Origin of the sequence: Streptomyces sp. JJ36, assembly GCF_021696945.1 — a bacterium.
GTDB lineage: Bacteria > Actinomycetota > Actinomycetes > Streptomycetales > Streptomycetaceae > Streptomyces.
This window is the reverse complement of sequence record NZ_JACYHE010000005.1, coordinates 16,090-37,686: the sequence shown is the minus strand read 5'-3', so window position 1 is coordinate 37,686 and position 21,597 is coordinate 16,090. Positions and strand designations below refer to the sequence as shown.

19 protein-coding genes and 1 tRNA gene are annotated in these 21,597 nt (G+C 74.5%); 7 read left to right on the top strand and 13 right to left on the bottom strand.

Going from position 1 to position 21,597, the window contains the following annotated elements; genetic code table 11:
* Positions 1-109 precede the first annotated feature (109 nt).
* A complete protein-coding gene (locus tag HOY81_RS03315; RefSeq protein WP_237318069.1) occupies positions 110-901 on the bottom strand; it encodes a YcnI family protein in 792 nt (263 codons plus the stop codon).
* Between the two features lie 368 nt (positions 902-1,269).
* A complete protein-coding gene (locus HOY81_RS03310; protein WP_237317894.1) occupies positions 1,270-2,100 on the bottom strand; it encodes a hypothetical protein in 831 nt (276 codons plus the stop codon).
* A 304-nt stretch (positions 2,101-2,404) separates the two neighbouring features.
* On the opposite strand from HOY81_RS03310, the gene HOY81_RS03305 reads away from it, so the two are divergent.
* A complete protein-coding gene (locus HOY81_RS03305) occupies positions 2,405-2,875 on the top strand; it encodes an ATP-binding protein (protein ID WP_237317892.1) in 471 nt (156 codons plus the stop codon).
* Here HOY81_RS03305 and HOY81_RS03300 read toward each other — a convergent pair.
* Positions 2,835-3,788, bottom strand: coding sequence for a helix-turn-helix transcriptional regulator (locus HOY81_RS03300; protein ID WP_237317889.1), 954 nt, complete (start codon positions 3,786-3,788; stop codon positions 2,835-2,837). The two genes, HOY81_RS03305 and HOY81_RS03300, sit on opposite strands and share 41 nt — an antisense overlap.
* A gap of 149 nt (positions 3,789-3,937) precedes the next feature.
* Here HOY81_RS03300 and HOY81_RS03295 point away from each other — a divergent pair, with 149 nt between their 5' ends.
* Entirely contained in the window at positions 3,938-4,861 is a 924-nt protein-coding gene (locus tag HOY81_RS03295) for an NAD(P)-dependent oxidoreductase (protein WP_237317887.1), read from the top strand.
* A 72-nt stretch (positions 4,862-4,933) separates the two neighbouring features.
* Here HOY81_RS03295 and HOY81_RS03290 read toward each other — a convergent pair whose 3' ends face one another.
* On the bottom strand, positions 4,934-5,839 hold the full coding sequence (locus HOY81_RS03290) for a helix-turn-helix transcriptional regulator (RefSeq protein ID WP_237317884.1): 906 nt from the start codon (positions 5,837-5,839) through the stop codon (positions 4,934-4,936).
* A gap of 315 nt (positions 5,840-6,154) precedes the next feature.
* Positions 6,155-6,406, bottom strand: a complete 252-nt coding sequence (locus HOY81_RS03285; RefSeq protein WP_237317882.1) for a DUF397 domain-containing protein — start codon at positions 6,404-6,406, stop codon at positions 6,155-6,157.
* A gap of 325 nt (positions 6,407-6,731) precedes the next feature.
* Between HOY81_RS03285 and HOY81_RS03280 the strand changes: the two genes are divergently transcribed.
* On the top strand, positions 6,732-7,580 hold the full coding sequence (locus HOY81_RS03280; RefSeq protein WP_237317880.1) for an SAM-dependent methyltransferase: 849 nt from the start codon (positions 6,732-6,734) through the stop codon (positions 7,578-7,580).
* A 137-nt stretch (positions 7,581-7,717) separates the two neighbouring features.
* On the opposite strand, the gene HOY81_RS03275 is transcribed toward HOY81_RS03280, so the two are convergent.
* Positions 7,718-9,160, bottom strand: a complete 1,443-nt coding sequence (locus HOY81_RS03275) for an aminopeptidase P family protein (RefSeq protein ID WP_237317878.1) — start codon at positions 9,158-9,160, stop codon at positions 7,718-7,720.
* A gap of 143 nt (positions 9,161-9,303) precedes the next feature.
* A complete protein-coding gene (locus tag HOY81_RS03270; protein WP_237317876.1) occupies positions 9,304-10,812 on the bottom strand; it encodes a PP2C family protein-serine/threonine phosphatase in 1,509 nt (502 codons plus the stop codon).
* Between the two features lie 456 nt (positions 10,813-11,268).
* Here HOY81_RS03270 and HOY81_RS03265 point away from each other — a divergent pair, with 456 nt between their 5' ends.
* Complete coding sequence (locus HOY81_RS03265) at positions 11,269-12,084, top strand: bifunctional DNA primase/polymerase (protein ID WP_237317874.1); 816 nt, start codon at positions 11,269-11,271, stop codon at positions 12,082-12,084.
* Between the two features lie 1,141 nt (positions 12,085-13,225).
* Here HOY81_RS03265 and HOY81_RS03260 read toward each other — a convergent pair.
* From HOY81_RS03260 to HOY81_RS03250, 3 genes are all read right to left on the bottom strand, one after another.
* Positions 13,226-14,194, bottom strand: coding sequence for a DUF5926 family protein (locus tag HOY81_RS03260; protein ID WP_237317871.1), 969 nt, complete (start codon positions 14,192-14,194; stop codon positions 13,226-13,228).
* 61 nt (positions 14,195-14,255) lie between these two features.
* On the bottom strand, positions 14,256-14,939 hold the full coding sequence (locus HOY81_RS03255) for an ATP-binding protein (protein ID WP_237317869.1): 684 nt from the start codon (positions 14,937-14,939) through the stop codon (positions 14,256-14,258).
* 213 nt (positions 14,940-15,152) lie between these two features.
* Complete coding sequence (locus HOY81_RS03250; RefSeq protein WP_237318067.1) at positions 15,153-15,977, bottom strand: glycerophosphodiester phosphodiesterase; 825 nt, start codon at positions 15,975-15,977, stop codon at positions 15,153-15,155.
* Between the two features lie 476 nt (positions 15,978-16,453).
* Here HOY81_RS03250 and HOY81_RS03245 point away from each other — a divergent pair, with 476 nt between their 5' ends.
* Entirely contained in the window at positions 16,454-18,295 is a 1,842-nt protein-coding gene (locus HOY81_RS03245) for a S1C family serine protease (protein ID WP_237318065.1), read from the top strand.
* A gap of 146 nt (positions 18,296-18,441) precedes the next feature.
* A tRNA-Ser gene (locus HOY81_RS03240) sits at positions 18,442-18,526 on the top strand.
* Positions 18,527-18,711: 185 nt separating this feature from the next.
* Here HOY81_RS03240 and HOY81_RS03235 read toward each other — a convergent pair.
* The 3 genes from HOY81_RS03235 to HOY81_RS03225 all read right to left on the bottom strand — a co-directional run bounded on the left by HOY81_RS03235 (position 18,712) and on the right by HOY81_RS03225 (position 20,567).
* Complete coding sequence (locus tag HOY81_RS03235; RefSeq protein ID WP_237317867.1) at positions 18,712-19,152, bottom strand: GNAT family N-acetyltransferase; 441 nt, start codon at positions 19,150-19,152, stop codon at positions 18,712-18,714.
* Between the two features lie 118 nt (positions 19,153-19,270).
* The gene (locus HOY81_RS03230) at positions 19,271-20,197 is read right to left on the bottom strand and encodes a Rieske (2Fe-2S) protein (protein WP_237317865.1); all 927 of its coding nucleotides are present in this window, start codon (positions 20,195-20,197) and stop codon (positions 19,271-19,273) included.
* A 145-nt stretch (positions 20,198-20,342) separates the two neighbouring features.
* Positions 20,343-20,567: a DUF2945 domain-containing protein gene (locus HOY81_RS03225; protein ID WP_237317863.1), complete on the bottom strand. Its 225-nt coding sequence runs from the start codon at positions 20,565-20,567 to the stop codon at positions 20,343-20,345.
* A gap of 387 nt (positions 20,568-20,954) precedes the next feature.
* On the opposite strand from HOY81_RS03225, the gene HOY81_RS03220 reads away from it, so the two are divergent.
* Positions 20,955-21,464 carry a hypothetical protein gene (locus tag HOY81_RS03220; RefSeq protein ID WP_237317861.1) on the top strand — a complete coding sequence of 170 codons (510 nt, stop codon included), beginning with the start codon at positions 20,955-20,957 and terminating at the stop codon, positions 21,462-21,464.
* The last annotated feature ends 133 nt before the right edge of the window (positions 21,465-21,597 follow it).

Here is a 21,597-nt window from a genome sequence, read left to right as displayed (position 1 = left end):
CTTTCCGGTGGTACGTGGTCGTGTCGTGCGGGTCGGTCGGGTCGCGTGGCCGGTCCCGGGTCCGCGCGGCCGGCCGGGGGCCGGGTCGCGCGGCGGTCCGCCGGGAGGGTCATGCGCTGCGGCGCCGTCCGGCGAGGATGCCGAAGGCGACGCCTGCCACGCCCGCGACGACGCCGATGCCGCCGAGGACGCGCGCGGTGGTGTCGGTGGCGCCGGATTCGCCGGCGCCCGTCGCTGTGCTGTCACGGCCCGCGGCCTCGGTGCCGGCGGTCTCCGCGGTGCCGTCCTGCGCGCCGGACGTGTCGCCGGGCCCGGTGCCGCCGCCGTGCGCCTCCTCCTCGGCCGGAGCGGTGAGCTGCAGGACCGGGGCGGGGTGCTCGGGCTCGGCGCCCTCCTTCGGCTCCTCGATCCAGCGGACGATCTCGTCGCTGTCGTAGGTCTGCAGCGCCTTGAAGACGAGGCGGTCGGCCTTCTCGGGCAGCGGCCCGAGGGAGACGGGGAACTGCTGGAACTGCCCCGGCTCGATCTCGCCGCCGGTCCAGGTGATGCGGGTGACGGCCTCGTCGAACTGCCGTCCGTGCCTCTCGACCGGCTCGTCCAGTGCGGAGCGGGTGACCTGCACGTCCCAGCCGGGCACCGGCTGCGGCATCACCGACGCCAGCGGCTGGTCGGTGGGGAAGGCGACCTCCAGCCGGACGGTGGAGGCGTCGTCCCGCTCGTTGGGCACCTTGAAGGTGACGGTGCTGTAGCCGCCGCGCTCGGCCTGGTCGGGGTCGACGGTGACATGGGCGGCGGCCGGGCCGGCGAGGGTGAGGACGGCCGCGGCGGCGAGGGCGCCGGTCACGGCGAGGCGGCGCGGCGCGGCGGAGCGGCGCCGGAGGGTGGTGTGCGGGGAGGTCATGGCTGCGTGTCGCTTCCTGTCGCGGAGGGTGCCCGCCCGGCGCGTGCCCTCGCCCGGCGAGGGCAGGGCGGCGCGGAGGGGCGTGGACGGTGCGGTGCGGCGCCACGGGGCACCCGCGGCCACGGTGGCGCGGCGGCGGACGGGACGCGCGCGGTGCGCGGCGCTCCTGCCGTGCAGGAGGTGCACACGCACGCGCTCATCGCGGTCCGCGGGACGGCGTCCGGGCCGGGCCGTCCGGGCACGCGGGTCTGCGTGCGCGGGGGACGCGGCGGTACGTCGTCCGGCGGGTGCCGGTGCCGTGGTGGCCGGGTGCGCACAGGCGGCGCACCGGGGCACCCGCGACCGGTGGCGCCCGGTGGGCGCCGGGTTCAGGCCGCGAGTGCGAGACGCTCCGCGGCGAGGGGTGGCCCGCGCCGGTTCGCCTCCCCGGTCAGCACCCGGGTGCGGGCGGGGGCGGTACGGTCCTCCGGCACGGCCGTCACCCGGGGCGGGAGGGTCTCCGGTGCGCCGGACAGCAGGGCGCGTACGAGCCGCAGCGCGCGGCGCAGCACCCGTACGGACAGCGCGTCCTCGGCGGCGCGCGCCGCCCAGCCGGAGAGCCGGACCAGCCGCCACAGCGCGGCCTCGCCCCGGCGCAGCAGCCAGCCGGCGGCGACCGCGGCCAGCAGGTGACCGAGCAGCATGGGGCCGGAGAGCTGGGCGAGGGCGGGGCCGAGGGCCGCCTGGAGCGGGTCGAGTGCGGAACCGGCGCCGTCGGCTGCCGGTCCGCCCGCGGCTGCGGCCGGACCGTCGCCGCCGGCCTGGGCGGCCGCCCGGGCGGGGGCCCCGTCCAGGCCGGCCGCGGTCACCAGGCGACGGGCCTGGGCGTCGGTCAGGGCCGCCGCGGCGGCGTCGTTGCACAGCACCTGCCCGGCCAGCGAGCGGATGCCGCCGGAGCCCGGGCCGGGCGTGCCGGGGGCGGAGTGGCCGCAGGAGAAGAGGGTGTGCAGCACCGTCTGGCCCAGCGCCAGGGCGACCGCGATGCCGGGCAGCGTGCGTTCCCGGCCCGCCAGCGGGGCGGCGCTGAGGAACACCAGGACGAAGCCGGCCGCGAGCGTCCACAGCGGTACGCCCCGGCCTGCCGCCAGCGCATGGCCGACCGCCGACAGCACGACGCAGACCGCGGTGAACACCGCGGCCCGCAGCAGTCGGAGATCCACGCCGGCAGTCATGGCGGCGCCATCATCTCACCGCCGCCCGAGTCTGCCCGCGGCAGGGCCCGCCCGCGGCGGGGCGGGCGGCGGTACGGGGACGACAGGGCACGGGGACGGCACGGCACGGGGATGGACTGGCGTGTGCGGGGTACCCCGTTACCTCTGAGGAGCGGTGCACCGCGTCCGCTGAACGGGTGGAACGGGGTTACGGCGATGATTACGCTCCGCCCAGCGCGGCAACACGTACTGATATGGCCAGGTACGCCCCGTTTGGGGGCGTCCGTCGAGCCGCAGCCTGGAGGGTGAGCGCATGAGCATCTGGTGGTCTCTCCATCTGCGTCGCGAGGCGGCCAGTGTGCCGCTCGCCCGGCGGCTGCTGCTCGGAGCCATGGAGGCGGCCGGTGTCGACCGGGAGGTCTCCTACGACCTGGCCATCGCCCTCTCCGAGGCGTGCGCCAACGCCGTCGAGCACGGCATCGGTGAGCGGAACGACGCGCTCTGCGTGACCGCCTGCATCGACGGCGACACCTGCCACATCGAGGTCACCGACGCCGGTCCCGGCTTCCCCGGCACCGGTCCGGACGCCGTGAACGGCGTCTGCCCGCCGGCGGAGCGGGACCCCCGCCTCCCCGCACCCGAGCACGGCCGCGGGCTCTTCCTGATCGAGGCCCTCGCCGACCACGTGCGGTTCGCCAACCGGCCGAACCGCGGCGGCGCCGTGGTCAGCTTCGACAAGAGCCTCACCTACCGTGAGGACGCCCTGCTGCGCGCCGCCGGCTGACGCCGGCTCCGGCTTCCTCCCCGGCGCCCCCCGTGCCCCCCGCCACGGTCACGTCCCGGGGACCGTCCTGGAGACCCACCACCCGCAGCAGTTCCAGCCGGGCGTGGGACTCCGTCCCCGGCCGCGCGGTGTAGACGATGAGCCGCTGCGCGTGCTCGTGGCTCGCCAGCGCCTCGCACTCCAGCTCGAGCTCACCGACCACCGGATGACGGAACCGCTTCACCGCCGCCCGCTGCACCTCGACCTCGTGGTCCTCCCAGAGCACCGCGAACTCGCGGCTCGCCGCGCGCAGTTCGGCGACCAGCGCGGCGGGACCGGGATCGCCCGGGCGGGCCGCGACCACCGCACGCAGGTTGGCCACATGGGTACGGGCGTGGCGGGGGCGGTCCTCGGGCGGGACGAAGTACCGGGAGCCGGGGCCGCCCGGCCCGTCCGCCGCGCCCAGGAAGAAGCGCCGCACCATGTTCCGGTCCCGCGGCGGCCGGGAGGCGAGGTCGCCGACCAGCGCGACGGCCATGGCGTTCTGCGCCAGCACGTCCCCCCAGTCGTTGTACACCTGGGCCGGGGTGTCGTAGAGGCGGTCCAGCACGCGCAGCAGGGCGGGGCGGACGCGGTCCGGTGTGCCCTGCCGCCGCGGCGGCTCCTCCCCGGCGAGGTGGAAGAGGTGGTCGCTCCCGTCGTCGGTCAGCCGCAGCGCGCGGGCCAGTGCGCCGAGCATCTGGCGGGAGGGCCGCGGCCCGCGCGCCTGCTCCAGCCGGGCGTAGTAGTCCGTGGACATGCCCGCGAGCCCGGCCACCTCCTCCCGGCGCAGCCCGGGCGTGCGGCGCCGCGCGCCCGGGGGGAGGCCCACGTCCGCGGGGGTGAGCCGGGCGCGGGAGCGGCGGAGGAAGTCGGCGAGCTCGGAACGGTTCACCCCTCCAGGGTCGCCCGGGCCCCGGTCCTGATCCAGGGACCGGCGGTCCCTGGATCAGCGGGTCTCTCCCGGCGGGGGCCCAGCGGCCGCAGGCTGTGACCGGACGCGGGCGGCACCGGGCCGCCCGCCGGGACAGTGGGGAGCGGACGATGCGCGTACTGGTGACCGGAGCGACGGGCCGGGTGGGACGGCGGTTCGTGCCGCGGCTGCTGCAGTGGTGGGGGCGCGGAGACGGTCCGTACGGAGACGGCGGGTCCGGGGACGGCGAGCACAAGGCCGGCGGGTCCGGGGTGCGGGTGCTGGTGCGGGACCGGGAGCGCGGGGCGCCCTTCGCGGCGCTGGGCGCGGAGGTGGCCGAGGGCGACCTGCGGGAGCCGGAGGGGGTGCGGGCGGCGCTGGACGGCGTGCAGGCCGTGGTCAACGTCGCGGCCGCGTTCCGCGGGGTACCGGACGAGGAGGCGTGGGCGGTGAACCGCGATGCCGCGATCGCCCTGGCACGGGCGGCCGTGGCGGCGGGGGTGTCCCGCTTCGTGCAGGTCGGTACCAATCTCGTGTACGGCACCGGCCGCGGCCGTCCGCTCACCGAGGACGACCCGACGGTGCCCGGTGGGGCGCTGTGGGGCGCCTATCCGGCGGCCAAGGCGGAGGCTGAGGAGGAGCTGCTGCGGCTGGGCCGGGAGACCGGCCTCGACGTGCGGATCGGCAGTCCGGCGTTCGTGTACGGCGAGGGCGATCCGCATCTGGCGGAGGTGCTGCGCTGGGCCGGGGACTGGCCGGGGAACCGCAGGCTGGCGATGGTGCACCACGCGGATGTGGCGCAGGGCCTGCTGCGGTTGCTGCGGGCACCGCGCGCCCTCGCGGGCGGCCGGCGCTACAACCTGGTCGACGATGCTCCGGCCACCGCGGTGGAGCTGCACCTGCTCAACGGTGCGCCGGTGCCCGCCGGTATGGGCGAGCGGCTGGACGACGACCCCTGGTACGGGATCGTCTCCAACGCGCGGGCCCGGGACGAGCTGGGCTGGCGGCCGCTCTACCCGTCGATGTGGACGGCCCGTGACGCGGGGGCGCTCTGAGTCATGCCCGGGGGGCGGGCTCACCGGCCGGCCGGGTGGTCTGCCGGCTCGTGCGGCGAGGCCGGCGGTCTCTCAGAGCCGGGTGAGCCGCTCCTCGATGTACTCCCGGGTCCGCTCCGGGGTGTACGCCTCCGCGCCCAGCCGGGCCATGATCACGGAGTACTGGTCGATCTCGCTCTGCTTGTCCAGGTAGACGGCGCCGGTGAGCTGCTCCAGATAGACCTTGTCCGGCAGCCCCGGCTCGCCGAACCGCAGGATCGTGATGGGGGTGCCCGCCGCTGCGGCGCTCACCTCGAACGGTGCGACCTGCAGGGTGACGTTGGGCAGCGTGGTGACCTTGAGGAGGTGTTCGAGCTGCTCCTTCATCACTCCGGGCCCGCCGAACGGGCGGCGCAGCACGGCCTCGTCCACCACGGCCCACAGGGTGGGTCCGCCGATGCGGGTCAGCAGCTCCTGGCGCTGCATGCGGAGCTCGACCATGCGGCTGATCCGCAGCGGCGGGTCGTTCGGGTAGCCGAGCTCGGTGACGGCGTAGGCGTAGCGCTTCGTCTGGAGCAGGCCGGGGAGGAACTGCACCTCGTACGTCCGGATCAGCGAGGCGGCCTCCTCCAGACCGATGTGCAGCTCGAACCAGTCCTCGAGCACATCGCTGTACTGGTGCCACCAGCCGGGGGCGTTCGCCTTGCGGGCGAGTTCGAAGAACTCGGCGCGGCGGTCCGGGTCCTGCACCCGGTAGAGCGTGAGGAGGTCGGAGAGGTCGCGTTCCTTCGAGCCGACCTGGCCGCGCTCCAGGCGGCTGATCTTGGCGTGTGAGCCGCGGATGGCGCGGCCGGCGGCCTCGCGGGTGATGTCGCACTCCTGGCGGAGCCGGCGCAGGGCGGCGCCGAGCACGATCCGGAGGGCCGTCGGACCGTTCTGGGGCTGGTCCAGATGACTCCGCAGTGAACGCTCTCCACTCGACCGCATCATGGCGGACATTCCCACTCCCGTGTGCGTTTGGCGGACACACCAGTGTCGCACTCCCGAGGGCGTCCGGTACAGACTCCGTCAAGAGCGCTCCGGTGTGTCCTGCCCACGCCGTCGGTTTCCCGGGCGGACCCGTCGACGGGCCGTCAGCCCGTTGAGCGCATACGGGAGTCGGCGGATGCGGGGGAGCGGTGAAGGTGCTGGGGAGGGTACGGGAGCACCGTGTCTCGTGCCCGGCGCCGCCGTACCCTCCCGTCCTCGGGGGCGAGCCCGCGCGGCCGGGCCCGTCCGGCGTGGGACGCTCCCGAGCCGGAGGGGCCGGTGGTGTCAGAGGCGCAGGTCGGAGGGGAGGAGTCCGTCGAACTCGCCCTCCTTCACACCGGTGAGGAAGGCGGCCAGGTCGGCGCGCGGGTAGACGAGTGCGGGGCCGGCGGGCTCGCGGGAGTTGCGGACGGCGACGTCGCCGCCGGGGAGCGCGGCGAGCTCCACGCAGTTGCCCCCGGGAGCGCTGCGGCCGCTCTTCCGCCAGGTGACGCCCTCGATGCCGGTGGCCGGAACCCCGTTGCCGAACTGCTGCATCCCACGGCTCCTTCACTGCCGTCGCCGGGCCGGGCGCCGCGTGACGCCGCCTCAGGCCCGCCTGCTGCTCTGCGGACTGCAAGCACATCTGTGCTTGCCGATGCGCGTACAAATGTAATTGCACTTCGGGGTCCCGCGCTACGACCTGCGCACGAAAGAGCGATCCGAATTCCTGTTCCCCTCTGCACGGGCATGCGAAGGTCAACGAGGCTTTCAGTCCCCGGAGTTGGCGGTGCAGAATGAACCCCACCCTGGCGGGCGCGGAACGTGCACCGCAGGGCGGCCGGGCGCGACGGCACACCGGTCACACGGCGAAGGGGTGGACATGAGCGGCGATCTCCACGGCGACCGGCAGCAGCCCGGGGCGGAGCGCGACCTGGGCCTGGACCGGCACCACAGCGCACGGATCTACGACTACTTCCTGGGGGGCAAGACCAACTACCCGCCCGACCGGGAGGTGGGCGACAAGCTGCTCGCCGCCTTCCCCGGCTTCCGCACCGCCGCCCGCACCAACCGGTCGTTCATGCACCGCGCGGCCCGCTTCCTCGCCGAGCGCGGCGTCCGCCAGTTCCTGGACGTCGGCACCGGCATCCCCACCCCGCCCAACCTGCACGAGGTGGTCCAGCAGGTGGTTCCGGACGCCCGCGTCGTCTACGTGGACAACGACCCGATCGTCCTCGCCCACGCCCGCGCGCTGCTCAACGGCACCCCCGAGGGGCGCACGGCGTACATCGAGGCGGACGTCACCGATCCCGCGGCGATCCTGGACGCCCCGCAGCTCCACGAGACGCTGGACATGGCGCAGCCGGTGGCGCTCAGCCTGGTGGGGCTCTTCCACTACCTCGTCGACGAGCAGCGGCCGTACGACCTGGTGCGCGCCCTGGTCGATCCGCTGGCTCCCGGCTCGTACCTGGTCTTCAGCCACTGCACCCCGGACTTCGCCCCCGAGGAGTGGAAGAGCGCCATCGAGGTCTACAAGCAGGACGGCGGCAGCGCCCAGGTGCGCAGCCGGGAGGAGATCGAGGGGTTCTTCGCCGGACTGGAACTGGTCGAGCCCGGCATCGAGGTGCCGCACCGCTGGCATCCGGACGAGGACACCTCGCAGCTGGTCTCCATCGGCGAGCTGGACGACGCCGCGGTCAGCCTCTGGGCCGGTGTCGCCGTCAAGCGCTGATTCCCGCGCCCCCACGACACCAGCCGCGCCACCCGCTCGCGACACCCCGCCCGGCGCCGCCTGCGGCCGCCGGGCCCGGACGACGAGGCCCCGCCCGGCCGGAGCCGTGCGGGGCACCCCGTGTCCGTCGTGGCCGGTCAGCCCTGCCGCAGGCGGGCCATCCAGGACTCCACCTCCGCGCTCGCGCGCGGCAGCGCCGCCGACAGGTTCCGGTTGCCGTCCTCGGTGACCAGGATGTCGTCCTCGATACGGACGCCGATGCCCCGGTACTCCTCCGGCACCGTCAGGTCGTCCGGCTGGAAGTAGAGGCCGGGTTCGACCGTCAGGCACATGCCCGGTTCCAGCGTGCCCTCGGCGTAGGTCTCGCGGCGCGCCGCCGCGCAGTCGTGCACGTCCATGCCGAGCATGTGCCCGGTGCCGTGCAGGGTCCAGCGGCGCTGCAGCCCCAGCTCCAGCACCCGCTCCACCGGGCCCTCCAGCAAACCCCACTCCACCAGGTGACCGGCCAGCACCCGCTGGGCGGCCTCGTGGAAGTCGAGGTACTTGGCGCCCGGACGGACGGCGGCGATCCCGGCCTCCTGCGCCTCGTACACCGCGTCGTAGATCTTCCGCTGGAGAGCGGTGAAGCTGCCGTCGATCGGCAGCGTGCGGGTGACGTCGGCGGTGTACAGCGAGTGGGTCTCCACGCCGCAGTCGAGGAGCAGCAGGTCGCCGGCGCGCACCGGGCCGTCGTTGCGCACCCAGTGCAGGGTGGTGGCGTGCGGGCCGGCGGCGCAGATGGAGCCGTAGCCGACGTCGTTGCCCTCGACGCGGGCACGCAGGAAGAAGGTGCCCTCGATGTAGCGCTCGGAGGTGGCCTGCGCCTTGTCCAGCACCCGCACGACGTCCTCGAAGCCGCGCACCGTGGAGTCGACGGCTTTCTGCAGCTCGCCGATCTCGAAGTCGTCCTTGACCAGCCGTGCCTCGGAGAGGAAGACCCGCAGCTCCTCGTCCCGCTCCGCGGTGACCTTGTCGGTGAGCGCGGCCTCCACGCCCGCGTCGTGCCCGCGGACCACGCGCACCGGGCCGGCGGCGCGGCGCAGCTCGTCGGTGACCGTGCGGACGTCCCTGCAGGGCAGCCCGTACCGCTGCTCGGCCTCGGCGAGGCTGTGCCGGCGCCCCACCCACAGCTCGCCCTGGCCGTCCAGCCAGAACTCGCCGTTCTCCCGGTTCGAGCGGGGCAGGAGGTAGAGGGTGGCCTCGTGGCCGCTCCTCCCCGCCGGCTCCAGGACCAGCACGCCGTCCTCGGTCTGGTCGCCGGTGAGGTAGGCGTACTCCACGGAGGCGCGGAAGCTGTAGTCGGTGTCGTTGGAGCGGACCTTGAGGTTGCCCGCCGGGATCACCAGCCGCTCACCGGGGAAGGCCTCGGAGAGCGTGGCCCGGCGGGCGGCGGTGCGTTCCGCCTGCGGGACGGGCTCCAGGTCGCGGCGCTCGGTGTCGGCCCAGCCGGACTTCATACCGGCCGCGAGCTCGTCGGACACCTCCGGGTAGAGGCCGTTCTTGCGCGGCTTGATCGGCTGTTCCTCGGCGGCGTCTGCCACGTCTCCTCCTTGAGCTCGTACGGGCGCTCTCCATCGTATGGCGGCCGTCGCGCCTGTACAGGGGCAAAAGGTTGTGACGTATCTGTCAGCAGAGCATACGGGCCCCGGCGCGCGTCACCACCGGCGCGCCGCTGCCCGCGCGCTCAGCCGAAGCGGGCCGCCAGCAGCACGACGTCCTCCGGGTGGTCGGCGGTGTCCCGCCCGTCCGGGAGCAGGGTCTGCAGCACGTGGTCGACCAGCGCGTCCGGGTCGTCCCGGACCTCCGGCCGGGCGGTGGCGACGGCCTGGTGGAGCTGCTGGTACGCCCGGTCGGTGCCCTCGCCGGTACGCCGCAGCAGCCCGTCGCTGTAGAGCAGCAGCGTCTCACCCGGCCCGAGCAGCAGCTCGGCGCTGGGCGCCTCCCAGCAGGCCAGCATGCCCAGCGGCGCGGAGAGCGCGGTCTCGGCGAACTCGGTGCGCGCCGGTCCGGCGATCAGCGGCGGGCAGTGCCCGGCGCCGGCCAGCACGACACGGCGGGCCGCCGGTTCGGCGTAGGCGAAGAGGGCCGTCGCGGAGCGGGCCGGTTCGGTCAGCCGCAGCAGCAGCTCCAGGTCGGAGAGGACGGCCACCGGGTCCTCGCCCTCCATCACGGCGTACGCGCGCAGGCTGGCGCGCATCCGCCCCATGACGGCCATGGTGCTCGCCCCGCCCCCGGTCACGCCGCCCACGGCGAGCCCCAGCGCCCCTTCGGGCAGCGGCAGCGCGTCGTACCAGTCGCCGCCGCCCCGCGGGCCCGTGCGGTGCCGTACGGCGAGGTGGACGCCCGGGAGCCGGGGGAGGCGGCCGGGCAGCAGCTCCTCGCGCACGGCCGCCACGTCACGGCGGGCGCGGGCCAGCTCCAGCCGGCGGTCGAGGTGCTCGGTGGCGCAGCGGGTGTAGAGCCCCAGCAGGTGGCGCTGGCGGGGGCTGGGCTCGGCGGGCTCGTCGTAGAGCCACACGGCGGCGCCGATACGGCGCCCGGTGTGGGTGGTGAGCGGCACGGCGTAGCTGGCGGCGTAGCCGAGCCGGGAGGCGACCTCGCGGTGCAGCGGGTCGAGGGTGTCGTCGGCGGCGATGTCGGTGTGCACGATCGCGGGCAGCGCGGCGCCCGCGGTCACCCCTGGGGGGCTGCCCGATCGGGTGCCCTCCTCGCCGTCAAGGAGGCGTGCGCAGGAGGCGGAGTGGCGCGGCACCGTCTCCAGGTGCCCGAGGTCGGCACGGCCCAGGCCGAGGCCCACGGTGTGCTCGGGCCCGCACTCCTCCACGGGGGCGAGGGAGACGAGTCCCCGGCGGGCGCCGACGAGGGCGGCTCCGGCGGTGAGCAGCTCGTGGAGCGCGGGATCGAGGGCGCGGGTGCGGGCGAGGCGCTCGGTGAGTTCGTGGAGGGTGGTGAGGTCGGAGATCCAGCCGGCGAGGCGGTCCTGCACGGCGGCGAGCTGATCGACCGGCGCAGTTTGCTGCGGTGGCGAAAGTGTAGGGCTGAATCCAGCCACTTTCGGGACGTGTGGGGTGCTCATCAGCCGCGGCTCTCGCCCGCGTTCGCGCTTCTCAATAGCATCGCAAACCCCCATGTCGTGCTGCTCTGCTACGAATGCCTTCACATCTACACGCACCGCATACGCGATGTCCAGCATCGGCCTGTCGGCATTGATGGTGTCCCCGGAACGCCCTTCTCCCCAGGGGGCAGGCCGTGATCCCCGAAGTTTGGCTGAAAAGCAATCCTGCGACCGGTACATTGGGGTCGACTGGGCACGTACGACAGTCCGGTGCACGGCTGTGACCTCTCGGGGCGGAGGCCGGGTGCGGGGCGGAGAGTCACCCCCGCCGTGGCGGGTACGGGAACCTGAGTGGGAGCGACACGCGTCTCCTACTCCGCGACGGCCGTGCCCCACCCCCCGAGTTGGCGGGCAGCACCAGAGCAGCACCAGCGGAGGCGCCTCGTGCGCGCCGCCCCCCGCCGAGTACCACGCTTGATCAGCGGCAAGAAGGCAGTGCCCCGTACGCACAGTGATCCGTGATGCACGTGGTGTGTTGGGTTGGACGATCTCCGAACGTGTAGATCCGGCGTTTGACGGAAAGGACGAGCGCTCATGCGTGAGATCCTCGGAAGGCGACGCATGACCCGGTCATCGCTGCGGAACGCAGCGCTCACCTGCGCCACCCGATGGCAGTGGCCCGTGCTGCCCGGCGCGTCGGCCGTCCCCGTGACGGCCCCGGCGGATCCCGTGTCCGCCACGGACCCCGCGGACCCCTCCGCCTCCCCGCAGCCCGCCACGAACCCCGCGAGTCCCGCGAGCCAGGACCCCGCTCCTTCCCGGAGCCCCGCCGAGGCCGGGAACTCCGCCGGCCGCCCCGCCCGCCGCTGCACCTGCGCCGATCCCGAGTGCCCCGTGCCCGGCGCGCACCCCGTCGACCCGGTGCTCCTCGCCGCCACCACCGACGCCCGGATGGTCCGCTGGTGGTGGACGGAGCGCCCCGACGCCTCCCTGCTGCTGGCCACCGGTGCCACCGCGGACGGCCGCCGCTCCCCCTGTGCACTGAGCCTCCCGGCCGCCGCGGGCCGGCGCGCTCTCGACGACTTCGACCGGCTCGGGGTGCGCCTCGGCCCGGTGCTGGCGACGCCGACGCGCTGCGCGCTGCTCGTACAGCCGTACGAGCTGCCGGAGCTCGGTGAGCTGCTCTACGCCCAGGACTGGGTGCCGAGTTCGCTGCGCTTCCACGGTGACGGCGGCTATGTCCCGCTGCCGCCCACCGCCACCGGCTCCGGTCAGGTGCACTGGGAACGCCGCCCCGTCGTCGACCCCGGGCGCCACACCCCCTGGCTGCCCCGGATGGAGACGCTGCTCGACGTCCTGGTGGAGGCCAGCGCCGCCACCCCGGACACCGGCAGTCGGCTGGCGTACTGACGGCCTGCCAGGGGCCACGGCACCTGCCGTAGGGCGGCGCGGGGGCGCCCGTACGGGTGCCGCGGCGTCCCTCCCCTCACCCGTACGGGTAGGGGTGAGCGGCCGAACTCCGCGGTACGGCGGTCGTAGCCCGCATGCGGCCCCTGGGCGGGCTATGTTCGGCGTGCCCGCGCGGCGCCGCCCGGGCCCGCCGTCGCGTGCGGCAGGGTGGCGGGCTCCCGTCCCGTCGCCCGCCGAGGGCTGTGCGCGGCGTGCCCGGAACGCACGGACGCGGCGGACGGACGGGCCCGAGGGGACGGAGGGACCCCGCGGGCCCGGCCCGCCGCTCCTGCACGGATCTGCCACCGGCCCCCGCCCGGGCCTGCCGCCGTGCCGAGCCGGCCGGGAGGCCGACGCCGGTGACGGACGGGCCGGCCAAGGGCACTCCGCGGGGTCCTCCGCGGGGCCCGCGCCACCACCCCTCAGGGCCGCAGGTCCCCGCCGGCGGCTCTGGCCGCCCGCGGCCGGCGACCAGGGACGGTAGGGGGCCGGTGCGGCCTGCTCGGCGGCGGCGCGGGCGTGCGCCACCCCAGCGGCCCCGGGGTGCCCGAGACGGCGGGTCGCGTCGTCGAACTCCCGGTGCGCCCGGCCCCTTTACCACGTCCCGGGGGGTGCTCCGTCCCGCTGCGGGGCACCGTGGCCCGCTTCCGGGCCGGACAGGGGCTCTGCGCACGGGCCCTGCCACACCGCCGGGGGCCCGCAGGGGAAGAGCGTGCGGGGCCCGCGGAATTGCCGCCGGAGTGCCGTGCAATAACCCCGGGCCGGGCGTCCGGCCCGCTCTCCGCGACGTCGTGCGCCCGGGCCCCGCGGCTGCGCGGGGCCGTCAGTGCGGGACCCAACTCCCCACGCTCGTCTGCCAGTTGAACGGCTCCGGCCTCCGCGAGCGGCGCCGCCCAGCCGCATGCGGGCACAGAAAAACCCGGTCGCTGGCGACGGGGGATGCACCAGCGACCGGGCACTTAGAACGGTAACAAGAGATCGGCTTTTCGCAAATTCGATCGCGCAGATCCGGACGTCGAATTACCTGCAAGTACGCCACATCTGACGCACAGTGTGACCGGAGTCACGCTCACGAATCCTTCGCAAGCCTCTCACGGGTCCCTCAGCTCAGGGTCACCTGACGGTTGGTGAGGCCGCTGCGCGCGCGGCGCTCGTCGGCGGTCAGCGCAGCGGTCACCTCCAGCGCCCCGGCGAGTCGCCCGGCGAACTGCTCCGCCGGCTGCTCGCAGTCGGCGGAGGTCATGGCGCCGGGCAGGTCCCAGACCGGCACCAGGAGCCCGTGTGCGCGGAAGGACCCGACGAGCCGGGTGCCCTCGCCCAGCCCGGACTCCCCCGCCGCGTGCAGCCGGGCGAGTGCGTCGAGCAGCTGTTCCTCGGGGTGGGCCATCACCCATCGCAGGTGGTTCTTCTCGGGCGTTTCGCACCAGTACGCGGCCTCGACTCCGGCCAGCCGCGCCGTCGGGATGGCCGCGGAATTGGCGCGTTCCAGTGAGGCGGCGACCTCGCCGGTCGCCTGCTCCGCGTCGTCCAGCCAGAACTCGAACCCCTCGTGCACCTGCGGCACGAACGGAGCCTCCAGATCCAGCAGGTCCTGCAACCGCGGCCCGCCCGGTGCGGGGCGCCCGGCATCGACCGGGTTGCCCGGCTCGGCCTGCAACGCCCGCTCCAGCACGTCGGCCAGGTCGCGGCTGAGGTCCCCGGAGGAGGTGTCGTTCTGCAGCGCGAGCAGCACCTCACCGTTGTCCCGGCGCAGCGCGGGCCAGGCCATCGGCAGCACCGTGGCCAGGCGTACCGCCGGCACGCCCTCCGGCAGCCCGCCCTTCAGGGTGAGCTCGGCCGTCGCGGCCGGCACCAGCTCCCGGAGCGCCACCCAGTCGCACTCACCGGGCAGACCCTCGAACGGGCGGTGCACCAGCTCCGTCACCGCGTGCGCGGCCTGCCGGCCGTGGCAGGCCTTGTAGCGGCGGCCGGAGCCGCACGGGCAGGGCTCGCGGGCACCGACGACGGGCACCTCTCCGTCGACGAGCTGGGACGTTCTGGGCTTCGTCTGGGGACGGCGCTTCTTGGCCATGGCGTGCGGTACTCCCGGTCGGCGGTGGTGTCTTCCGCCGTGAGCCTAGCCCCTGCGACCCCTACGCCCGGTCCAGCTCGTCCAGCCCGTCGTCGAGCTCTTCCAGCTCCGCGAGGCCGAGCCCGGCGAAGGCGTCGCCGTACCCGCCGTCCTCCGCGGGGGCGAGCACCGCCCACACCCGTACGCCCGTCGCCGCGCCGTCGGCGCCACCGGCCGCGCCGTACCCGGGGGAGCCCCGGCCGGGCGCTGGGCCCGGCGTGTCGCGGCCGGGCACGGGGCGCGCCATGCCGTGCGGCGCCGTGCCGGTCCTCGCCCGGGCGCCGGACACCTGCGCGCCCTGGCCCGGGGCGGAGGCGCACTCCTCCACGCCCCAGGCCCGGGCGAGCGAGGTGATGATGGAGAGCCCACGGCCGCCGCGCGCGGAGACCGAGGGGGTCGCCGGGACGGGCCGGGTGGGCCCGCCGCCGTCGGTGACCGAGATGGTCAGCTCGCCCGAGACGTCGCGGCTCCAGTCCGCCCGTACATAGGCGCCCGTCGCGGCCGGACCGAGCGGGCGCGCGTGCCGGCAGGCGTTGCTCAGCAGCTCCGAGAGGACGAGCACGGCGTCGTCCACGACCGTCTCCGCGGCGCCACAGGCCCGCAGGTCCTCGCGCATTCTCCGACGTGCCGCACCGACACCGGCCGGACCATGGGGCACGGCCATGGTCGACGAAGCAGGCACCTCCTGTGCCACCACCAACGCCACCCCCGAGACCTCCTTTGCCCCACGCCAGAGAGATGAATGCCCCGGCGTCGTCCGCAGGAAACCGAGACGTTCCTCTCTCTTGACGCAGGCGTGCGGATCGCCTACGTCCGCGTGCGCCGGGGCACAGGCGCGTGCGACCTCCCCGTACGGCCGGTCCGCCGGGTGCCCGGGCGACCGCCGGGCCGCCCGCCGTCCGGCCGTCCGCCCCGCCGCTCAGCCGGCGAGCTGGGCCCGCACCTGGAACGGCCGGTTGGTGATGATCGCGTCCACGCCGAGCCGGGCGCAGAGCTCGACGTCCGCCGGGTCGTCCACGGTCCACACATGCACCTCGTTGCCCGCCCGGTGCGCCCGTTCCACGTACTCCGGGTGCGCCCGCAGGATGCGGATGCTGGGGCCCGCGACGGGCACGCCCGCGGGCAGCCGTCCCTCGCGCAGCCGGGGCAGCAGAAGCTGCATCAGATACACCGTGGGCAGGTGCGGTGCGGCCGCCTGTACGCGCTGCAGCGAGCGCGCCGAGAAGCTCATGACCCGCACCGGGGAGTCGAGGCGGTGGCGGTCCAGCAGATCCAGCAGCCGCTCCTCGACCTGGCCGGCCCAGCGCGTCGGGTGCTTGGTCTCGATGGCCAGGCCCACCGGCCGGTCCGCCTCGGCGACCAGTCGCAGCAGCCGGTCCAGCGTGAGCACCGCGGTGTGTTCCCGGTCCTCGCTGTCCGGCGACTCGTACGGGTCCTTGCCGCGCTGTGCGGACTGCCCCTGCTTCCAGGAGCCGAAGTCCAGCTCCGCCAGGTCGGCCAGTTCCAGCGCGGAGACGGCGCCCCGGCCGTTCGAGGTGCGGTTGATCCGCCGGTCGTGGACGCAGACCAGATGGCCGTCGGCGGTGAGCCGGACATCGCACTCCAGGGCGTCGGCGCCGTCCTCGATCGCCTTCCGGTACGCGGCCAGGGTGTGCTCGGGGGCGTCCTCCGAGGAGCCCCGGTGGGCGACGACGGCGATGCTCCCGGGCGGGCGTGCGCCGAACGGCCGTGCTCCGGGGCGGATGTCATGGCTCACCGGGTTATCGTGCCACCGTGACGGCGCGTACGCTCCGACGGGTGCGGATCGGGTGTCGGGAATACGTGCGATGCCCGGTATGTCCGGGGTAAGGAGTGCCGGGTGAGGGAGCCGGTGCGATTTACGTCCCGCTGACGTGCCATGGGGAAAGCTGACGGGGGAAACCGAAGAGGCACGCGTATGCCTGGCGATGTCGTGTACCTGAGGAGAGAGCTGTGAGCACCGACCACGAGGGCACCGCCGTCACACCTGCGGCGGGGCCGACACCCACGCAGGGCGCCGCGGCGGGCCGCCACGAGGCCGACAGCGCGTCTCCGGAGCCCACGGCCGCCGGGCACCGGGAGCCTCACGACCAGCCCGGCGGGCCCGATCAGTCCGGCGGGCCCGATCAGCACGGCGAGGACTTCACGCTTCCCCGGCCCGACGACGGCCGGACCGCCGCGGGCGCCGAGCAGACCACCCGCCTGCCGCGGATCACCGACTCCGGGACCCCGGCCTCCGCCGGGGCCGGCGCCGGTGCCGCGCCCGGTGAGGGTCCCGGGGCCGCCTCCGGTGGTGCTGCCGGCGCCTCCCCCGCTGCCCCCGCGTCCCCGGGGACGGACTCCCCCTCCCCGGGTGCGAACCCGGCCGGCACGGCCCCCGGCGCCGCCGAGCCCACCGCCCCCGGCGCGGTCCCGCCTCCCGGCGCCCCCGGCGCCGAGGCACCCGCGGCCCCCGCGGACACGACCCCCGCGGGGAACCCCGGCGCACCGCCGCCCCCCGGCGCCGCCGCCCAGGACCACACGGCCCCGCTCCCGCCCGTACCCGGCGCCACCCCGGCCGGCGGAGCCCCCGGCGCCACCCCGGCCGGCGGCCCGTACGAGGCGCCGTACCAGAAGGCCCGGAACACCGGCCCGGCCGGAGGCACCGACCCGTACACCGGTCCGGCTGCCGCACCCGGCGCCACCCCGCCCCCCGGCAGCACCCCCACGGGTGCCTCCCCCACCGGCCCGGCCCCGGCCGCCCACGCCTCCGACGGCTACGGCGGTACGGGCGCCGCGCAGCCCCCGCACGGCGGCTGGGGCGCCCAGGGCGGCGGCCAGGGCGGCGCCGACCACCACGGCGGGCCGGGTGACGGCGGCGCCTCCGGTGGTCACGGCGGCGGCCCGCACAACCCCTGGGCCGCCCCTCCCGCCTCGCCCCCGCCCGCCCCGCGCCGGCGCCGGGGCGGCCTGCTGGTGGCCGCCGTGGCGGCGGCCGCCCTGGTGGCCGGCGGTGTCGGCGGCGGGATCGGCTATGTCGCGGCCGAGGGCTCCGAGGGGTCCGGCTCCACCACCGTCTCCACCGATGTCGGCTCCGAGGCCCTCAACCGCTCGCCCGACTCGGTCGCCGGCATCGCCGCCAAGGCACTGCCCAGCGTGGTCACCATCGAGACCGGCGGCGGAGGCGAGAGCGGCACCGGCACCGGCTTCGTGTACGACAAGGAAGGCCACATCCTCACCAACAACCACGTGGTGGCCAGCGCGGCGGACGGCGGCAAGCTGACCGCCACCTTCTCCGACGGCAAGTCCTACGAGGCCGAGATCGTCGGGCGAGCCCAGGGGTACGACATCGCGGTGATCAAGCTCGCCGACGCGGGCGACCGCGAACTCAAGCCGCTGCCGCTCGGCAACTCGGAGCAGATGAAGGTCGGCGACGCCACCATCGCGATCGGCGCCCCGTACGGGCTCTCCGGTACCGTCACCACCGGCATCGTCAGCGCGAAGAACCGGCCCGTCGCCTCCAGCGACGGCAGCGGCGGCGACGCCTCCTACATGAACGCGCTGCAGACCGACGCCTCCATCAACCCCGGCAACTCCGGCGGGCCGCTGCTCAACGCCCAGGGCGCGGTGATCGGCGTCAACTCCGCCATCCAGTCCGGCGGCGGCGGGCTCGGCGGCCAGTCCGGCAGCGTGGGGCTCGGCTTCGCCATCCCCGTCAACCAGGCCAAGCGGGTCGCGAGCCAGCTCATCGAGACCGGCGTGCCCGTCTACCCGGTGATCGGCGTACGGGTGCAGACCGACCGGCAGGGCAACGGCGCGGTCATCGCCGAGCAGGTCAGCGGCGGCGGAGAACCGGTCACCCCGGGCGGCCCCGCGGACAAGGCGGGCCTGGAACCCGGCGACGTCATCACCAGCTTCGACGGCACGAAGATCGACAGCAGCCCGACCCTGATCGCCACCATCTGGGCCCACAAGCCCGGCGAGACCGTGGAGCTCACCTACGAGCGCAACGGCGAGGAGCAGACCACCGAGATCACCCTCGGCAGCCGCAAGGGCGACGACTGACGGCCCCGCCGGGCCCGCCCCGCGGGCCCGGGCACGGGCCCGTGGCCGCATCCCGGGTTCAGGATCCGGCCCGCGGGCCCCGGCCCCGCACCGGCCGCGCACAAGGGCTACGCTGTCCCGGTGCCGCCCCGGCAGGGGCGGCACCGGGAGGTGTGCCCGAGCGGCCTAAGGGAACGGTCTTGAAAACCGTCGTGGCGCAAGCCACCGTGGGTTCAAATCCCACCGCCTCCGCACCGCTGCACGGCCCCTGACCAGCACGAACGGTCAGGGGCCGTAGTCGCTTGCGCTCCCCGTCGGTGACCGGGGTTCCCCGTGGTCTCCCGCTCGCTGTGGCACGGCGGGGGCACGGCCGCTGCCTTCGACGCATGGGGCATGGATCCTGAGTGAGGGCACCTCTGCCTGTCCGGTAGGTGGTATCAGTCGAGGTAGAGCCGAAAGCCCTGCGCCAGTGGGCGATAGCCGCATGCGCCGTAAAACCGGTGGGCTTCCTCCCCTTCGGCGGCGAGAAGCTGCACCTTGTAGCATCCGGCAGCCTCGGCCAGCTGACCGGCGGCATCCATCAGCTTTCGACCGACGCCACGGCGCCGGACTCCTTCGGAGACGACGACGTTCTCCACGAAGAGGATCGCGCGGCCGCCGCGCGTGAGATTCGGAAGGACCGTGCAGTCCGCCGTGCCCACTGGTTCGCCGTTCAGGTCCGCCACCAGTAGCGTTCGGCCCTCCTGGCGTCGGATGGCCTTCCAGATGGTCTCCGCCGTCTCATCCGGCAGGGGAGCATCTTCTGGGTTGAGCTCGCCGTAGAGGCTCAAGAGGCCAGGCAAGTCGGGCTCAAGAGCCGGACGGACCATGATGGGCATGTACCTGATCCTATGCGGCGCATCGCGGCCGGCCCGGTCGATCAGGTCGTTCCTCCGGCTCCGGGGCCCGTTGAGCAACCTCGCATCGACGCGGTGCAGCACGTTCGAGCCGCCTCGGTCACCGCAGACGCGCCTGGACCTGTCCGGCGGCCGTCCGTGTCTCGAAGGCCGGCTGCGGCGCGGTCGCCGGGCCTGCGACGTTCCAGCCCGTGGCCAGGTCGAACCTGCTGCCGTGCCACGGACACTGCAGGCAGCCATCGACGAGTTCTCCCTGACTGAGCGGACCCGCCATGTGACTGCACTGGTCGGCGAGGACGTACACCTGGTCGTCCGCGTCCCGTACCACGACGACGGGCACGTCGGTCACAGTCCGCCGGACCGGTTGGTCGACAGGGAATTCCGTCAGCGCTCCGAGAGGGTGCCAACCGTCGCCGACCCGTGTCGCGATGTGCTCGGTCTGATTGGCGCCCGCGGCCTGCCTGAAGGACATGTGGGCTCCGAGCGCGCCGCCGAGTCCCACGGTCGTCAGTCCCGCAAGTGCAAGGGCGCGCCCGCGCCCTTCCCGCCCTCGTATGCGTACGCCGAGTGAGGCGGAGTACAAGCCGACCGCGGTGACGTTGAGGGCTGCGTGCAGGAGGCCGACCCGCATCTGCGGCTTGCGCAGTTCCGCCCAGTCCACCCAGCCGGCGAGAGCGGCCGGTGCGGCGGAGGCCAGTCCGACGCCGATGAGCGTGCGTGCCGCGATGCGTTGTCCGGGCAAGGCGTCGAGAATCGTGGCGGAGGTCCAGGTGCCGATCGGAATCTGCACCGACAGGGGGTGGAAGGGGTGCCCGAGTCCTCGGCCGTGCAGAGCGTCGCGTAGACGCCCCAACGGCAATCCCTTGACGGCGCGGCGCAGCGTGAAGGCCATGGCGTCCAAGGAGGCAGTGTGTTCAAGCCGGTCGATGGACTGCAGGATGCGGCCGGGGCCTTCCCGCGGAGGAAGAAGGTGCCGCGCGGCATGGCCTGGCCTGCGTGTCGTCGTCATGGCGTTGCGGGTGACCACGACGGCGCAGCGGAAACGTTCAGGTGCTGGCCGGCCTTCTTGGATGCGTCACGGCTCAGCCATTCTCCGAGTTCGGTGGCAGTCATGCTGAGCGTGGAACTCGCGCCATGTACTGTCCTTGCCTTGCTGACCGTCGGTGGCCATGTCAGGAACGCTTTTTCTTCTTCAGGGCGCGTGGCCTGTGTACCGCGCTCCGACCCGTCTTTTCGCTGCGTACCTTGTACTGCGGGTCCTCCGGGGAGGCGTCGACCGTACGACCACCGGCCTCGGTGCGTTCGGTGATTTCCTCTTCGACCTTGCCGCTGGTTTCCGTTCCGTGGGTTTTCCACGCCACCCGGTCGCCCTTGCGCGGCTTGTCCTTCCTGGCCATGGACAGCTCCTTCCGAGGCGCTTCGCGTAGCCGGCGACGGCGGCGACAAAACGTACGAATGTCTCCTGTGGCGACCGCCGGGCAGGGCTTGGCCGGCACAGCCGAGCAGGTCGTCAGGGGGCGCCGTCGTGTGCGGCGCACGTGGGCTGAGGCTGTTCCTGTCGGTCCCGGGCGGGCGGCGGCGCGCTGGGGTGCCCAGCGCGCCCGCCCGGCGCGCGCTCGGGGCCCGCAGGCGTGGGCAGGGCTCACCCGGAGCGGGTGTCGCCGCCCGGGCGAACGCCGACGCAGCGGCGATCACAGAATGGTCACCTCGCTTACACCATCTCCACATACTCCTCTCTGCGGTACTACGGTCCCTCCATCCGCAGAACGTCTGAGGGGGGCGAGATGAGTAATCCCTACAACACGGTCATACCGCCGACGCCGCGCCAGCCTGACACCCGCCCGCTTCGTCAGCGCAAGCGCGTCTGGATCGGAGGCTCGGGCCTGCTCCTGGTGGGAGTCCTCATCGGTGGCGCTGGGGACGGGGGACGGGAGCCCGCCGCAGCCGAGGCCACGCCGGCGACGACCGTGACGGCGACCGCGACGGCGACGGCAACGCCCGAGCCCGGCCCCACCGTCACCGAGACCGTCAAGGCCGAAGCCAAGCCCGGACCGACCGTCACCGTCACGAAGACCTCCGCTCCCGTCGCGGCCGACACCGACACGGGCAGCTCCGGCAACACCGGTGACCAGGACGGCACCGGCACGTGCTCGATCGTCTCCAGCTCGGGGAACTGCTACTCGGCCGGGCAGTTCTGCCGGAACAGCGACCACGGTGCCGTCACGACCACCGCGAGTGGCGCGAGGATCAAGTGCACCTATAGCTCCAACGCATGGCGCTGGAGCTATGTCTGACGGTGCAGAACCCGCTCGTGACTTCGCCGTCGAGTCACTCGCCTCCGGGAAGGCGGGCGGCAACGGTAGGGAGGGCGCTCCCGCCCCCGGGCCGGGCGCTCTCCGGGCCGGGCGCTCTCCGGGCCGGGCGCTC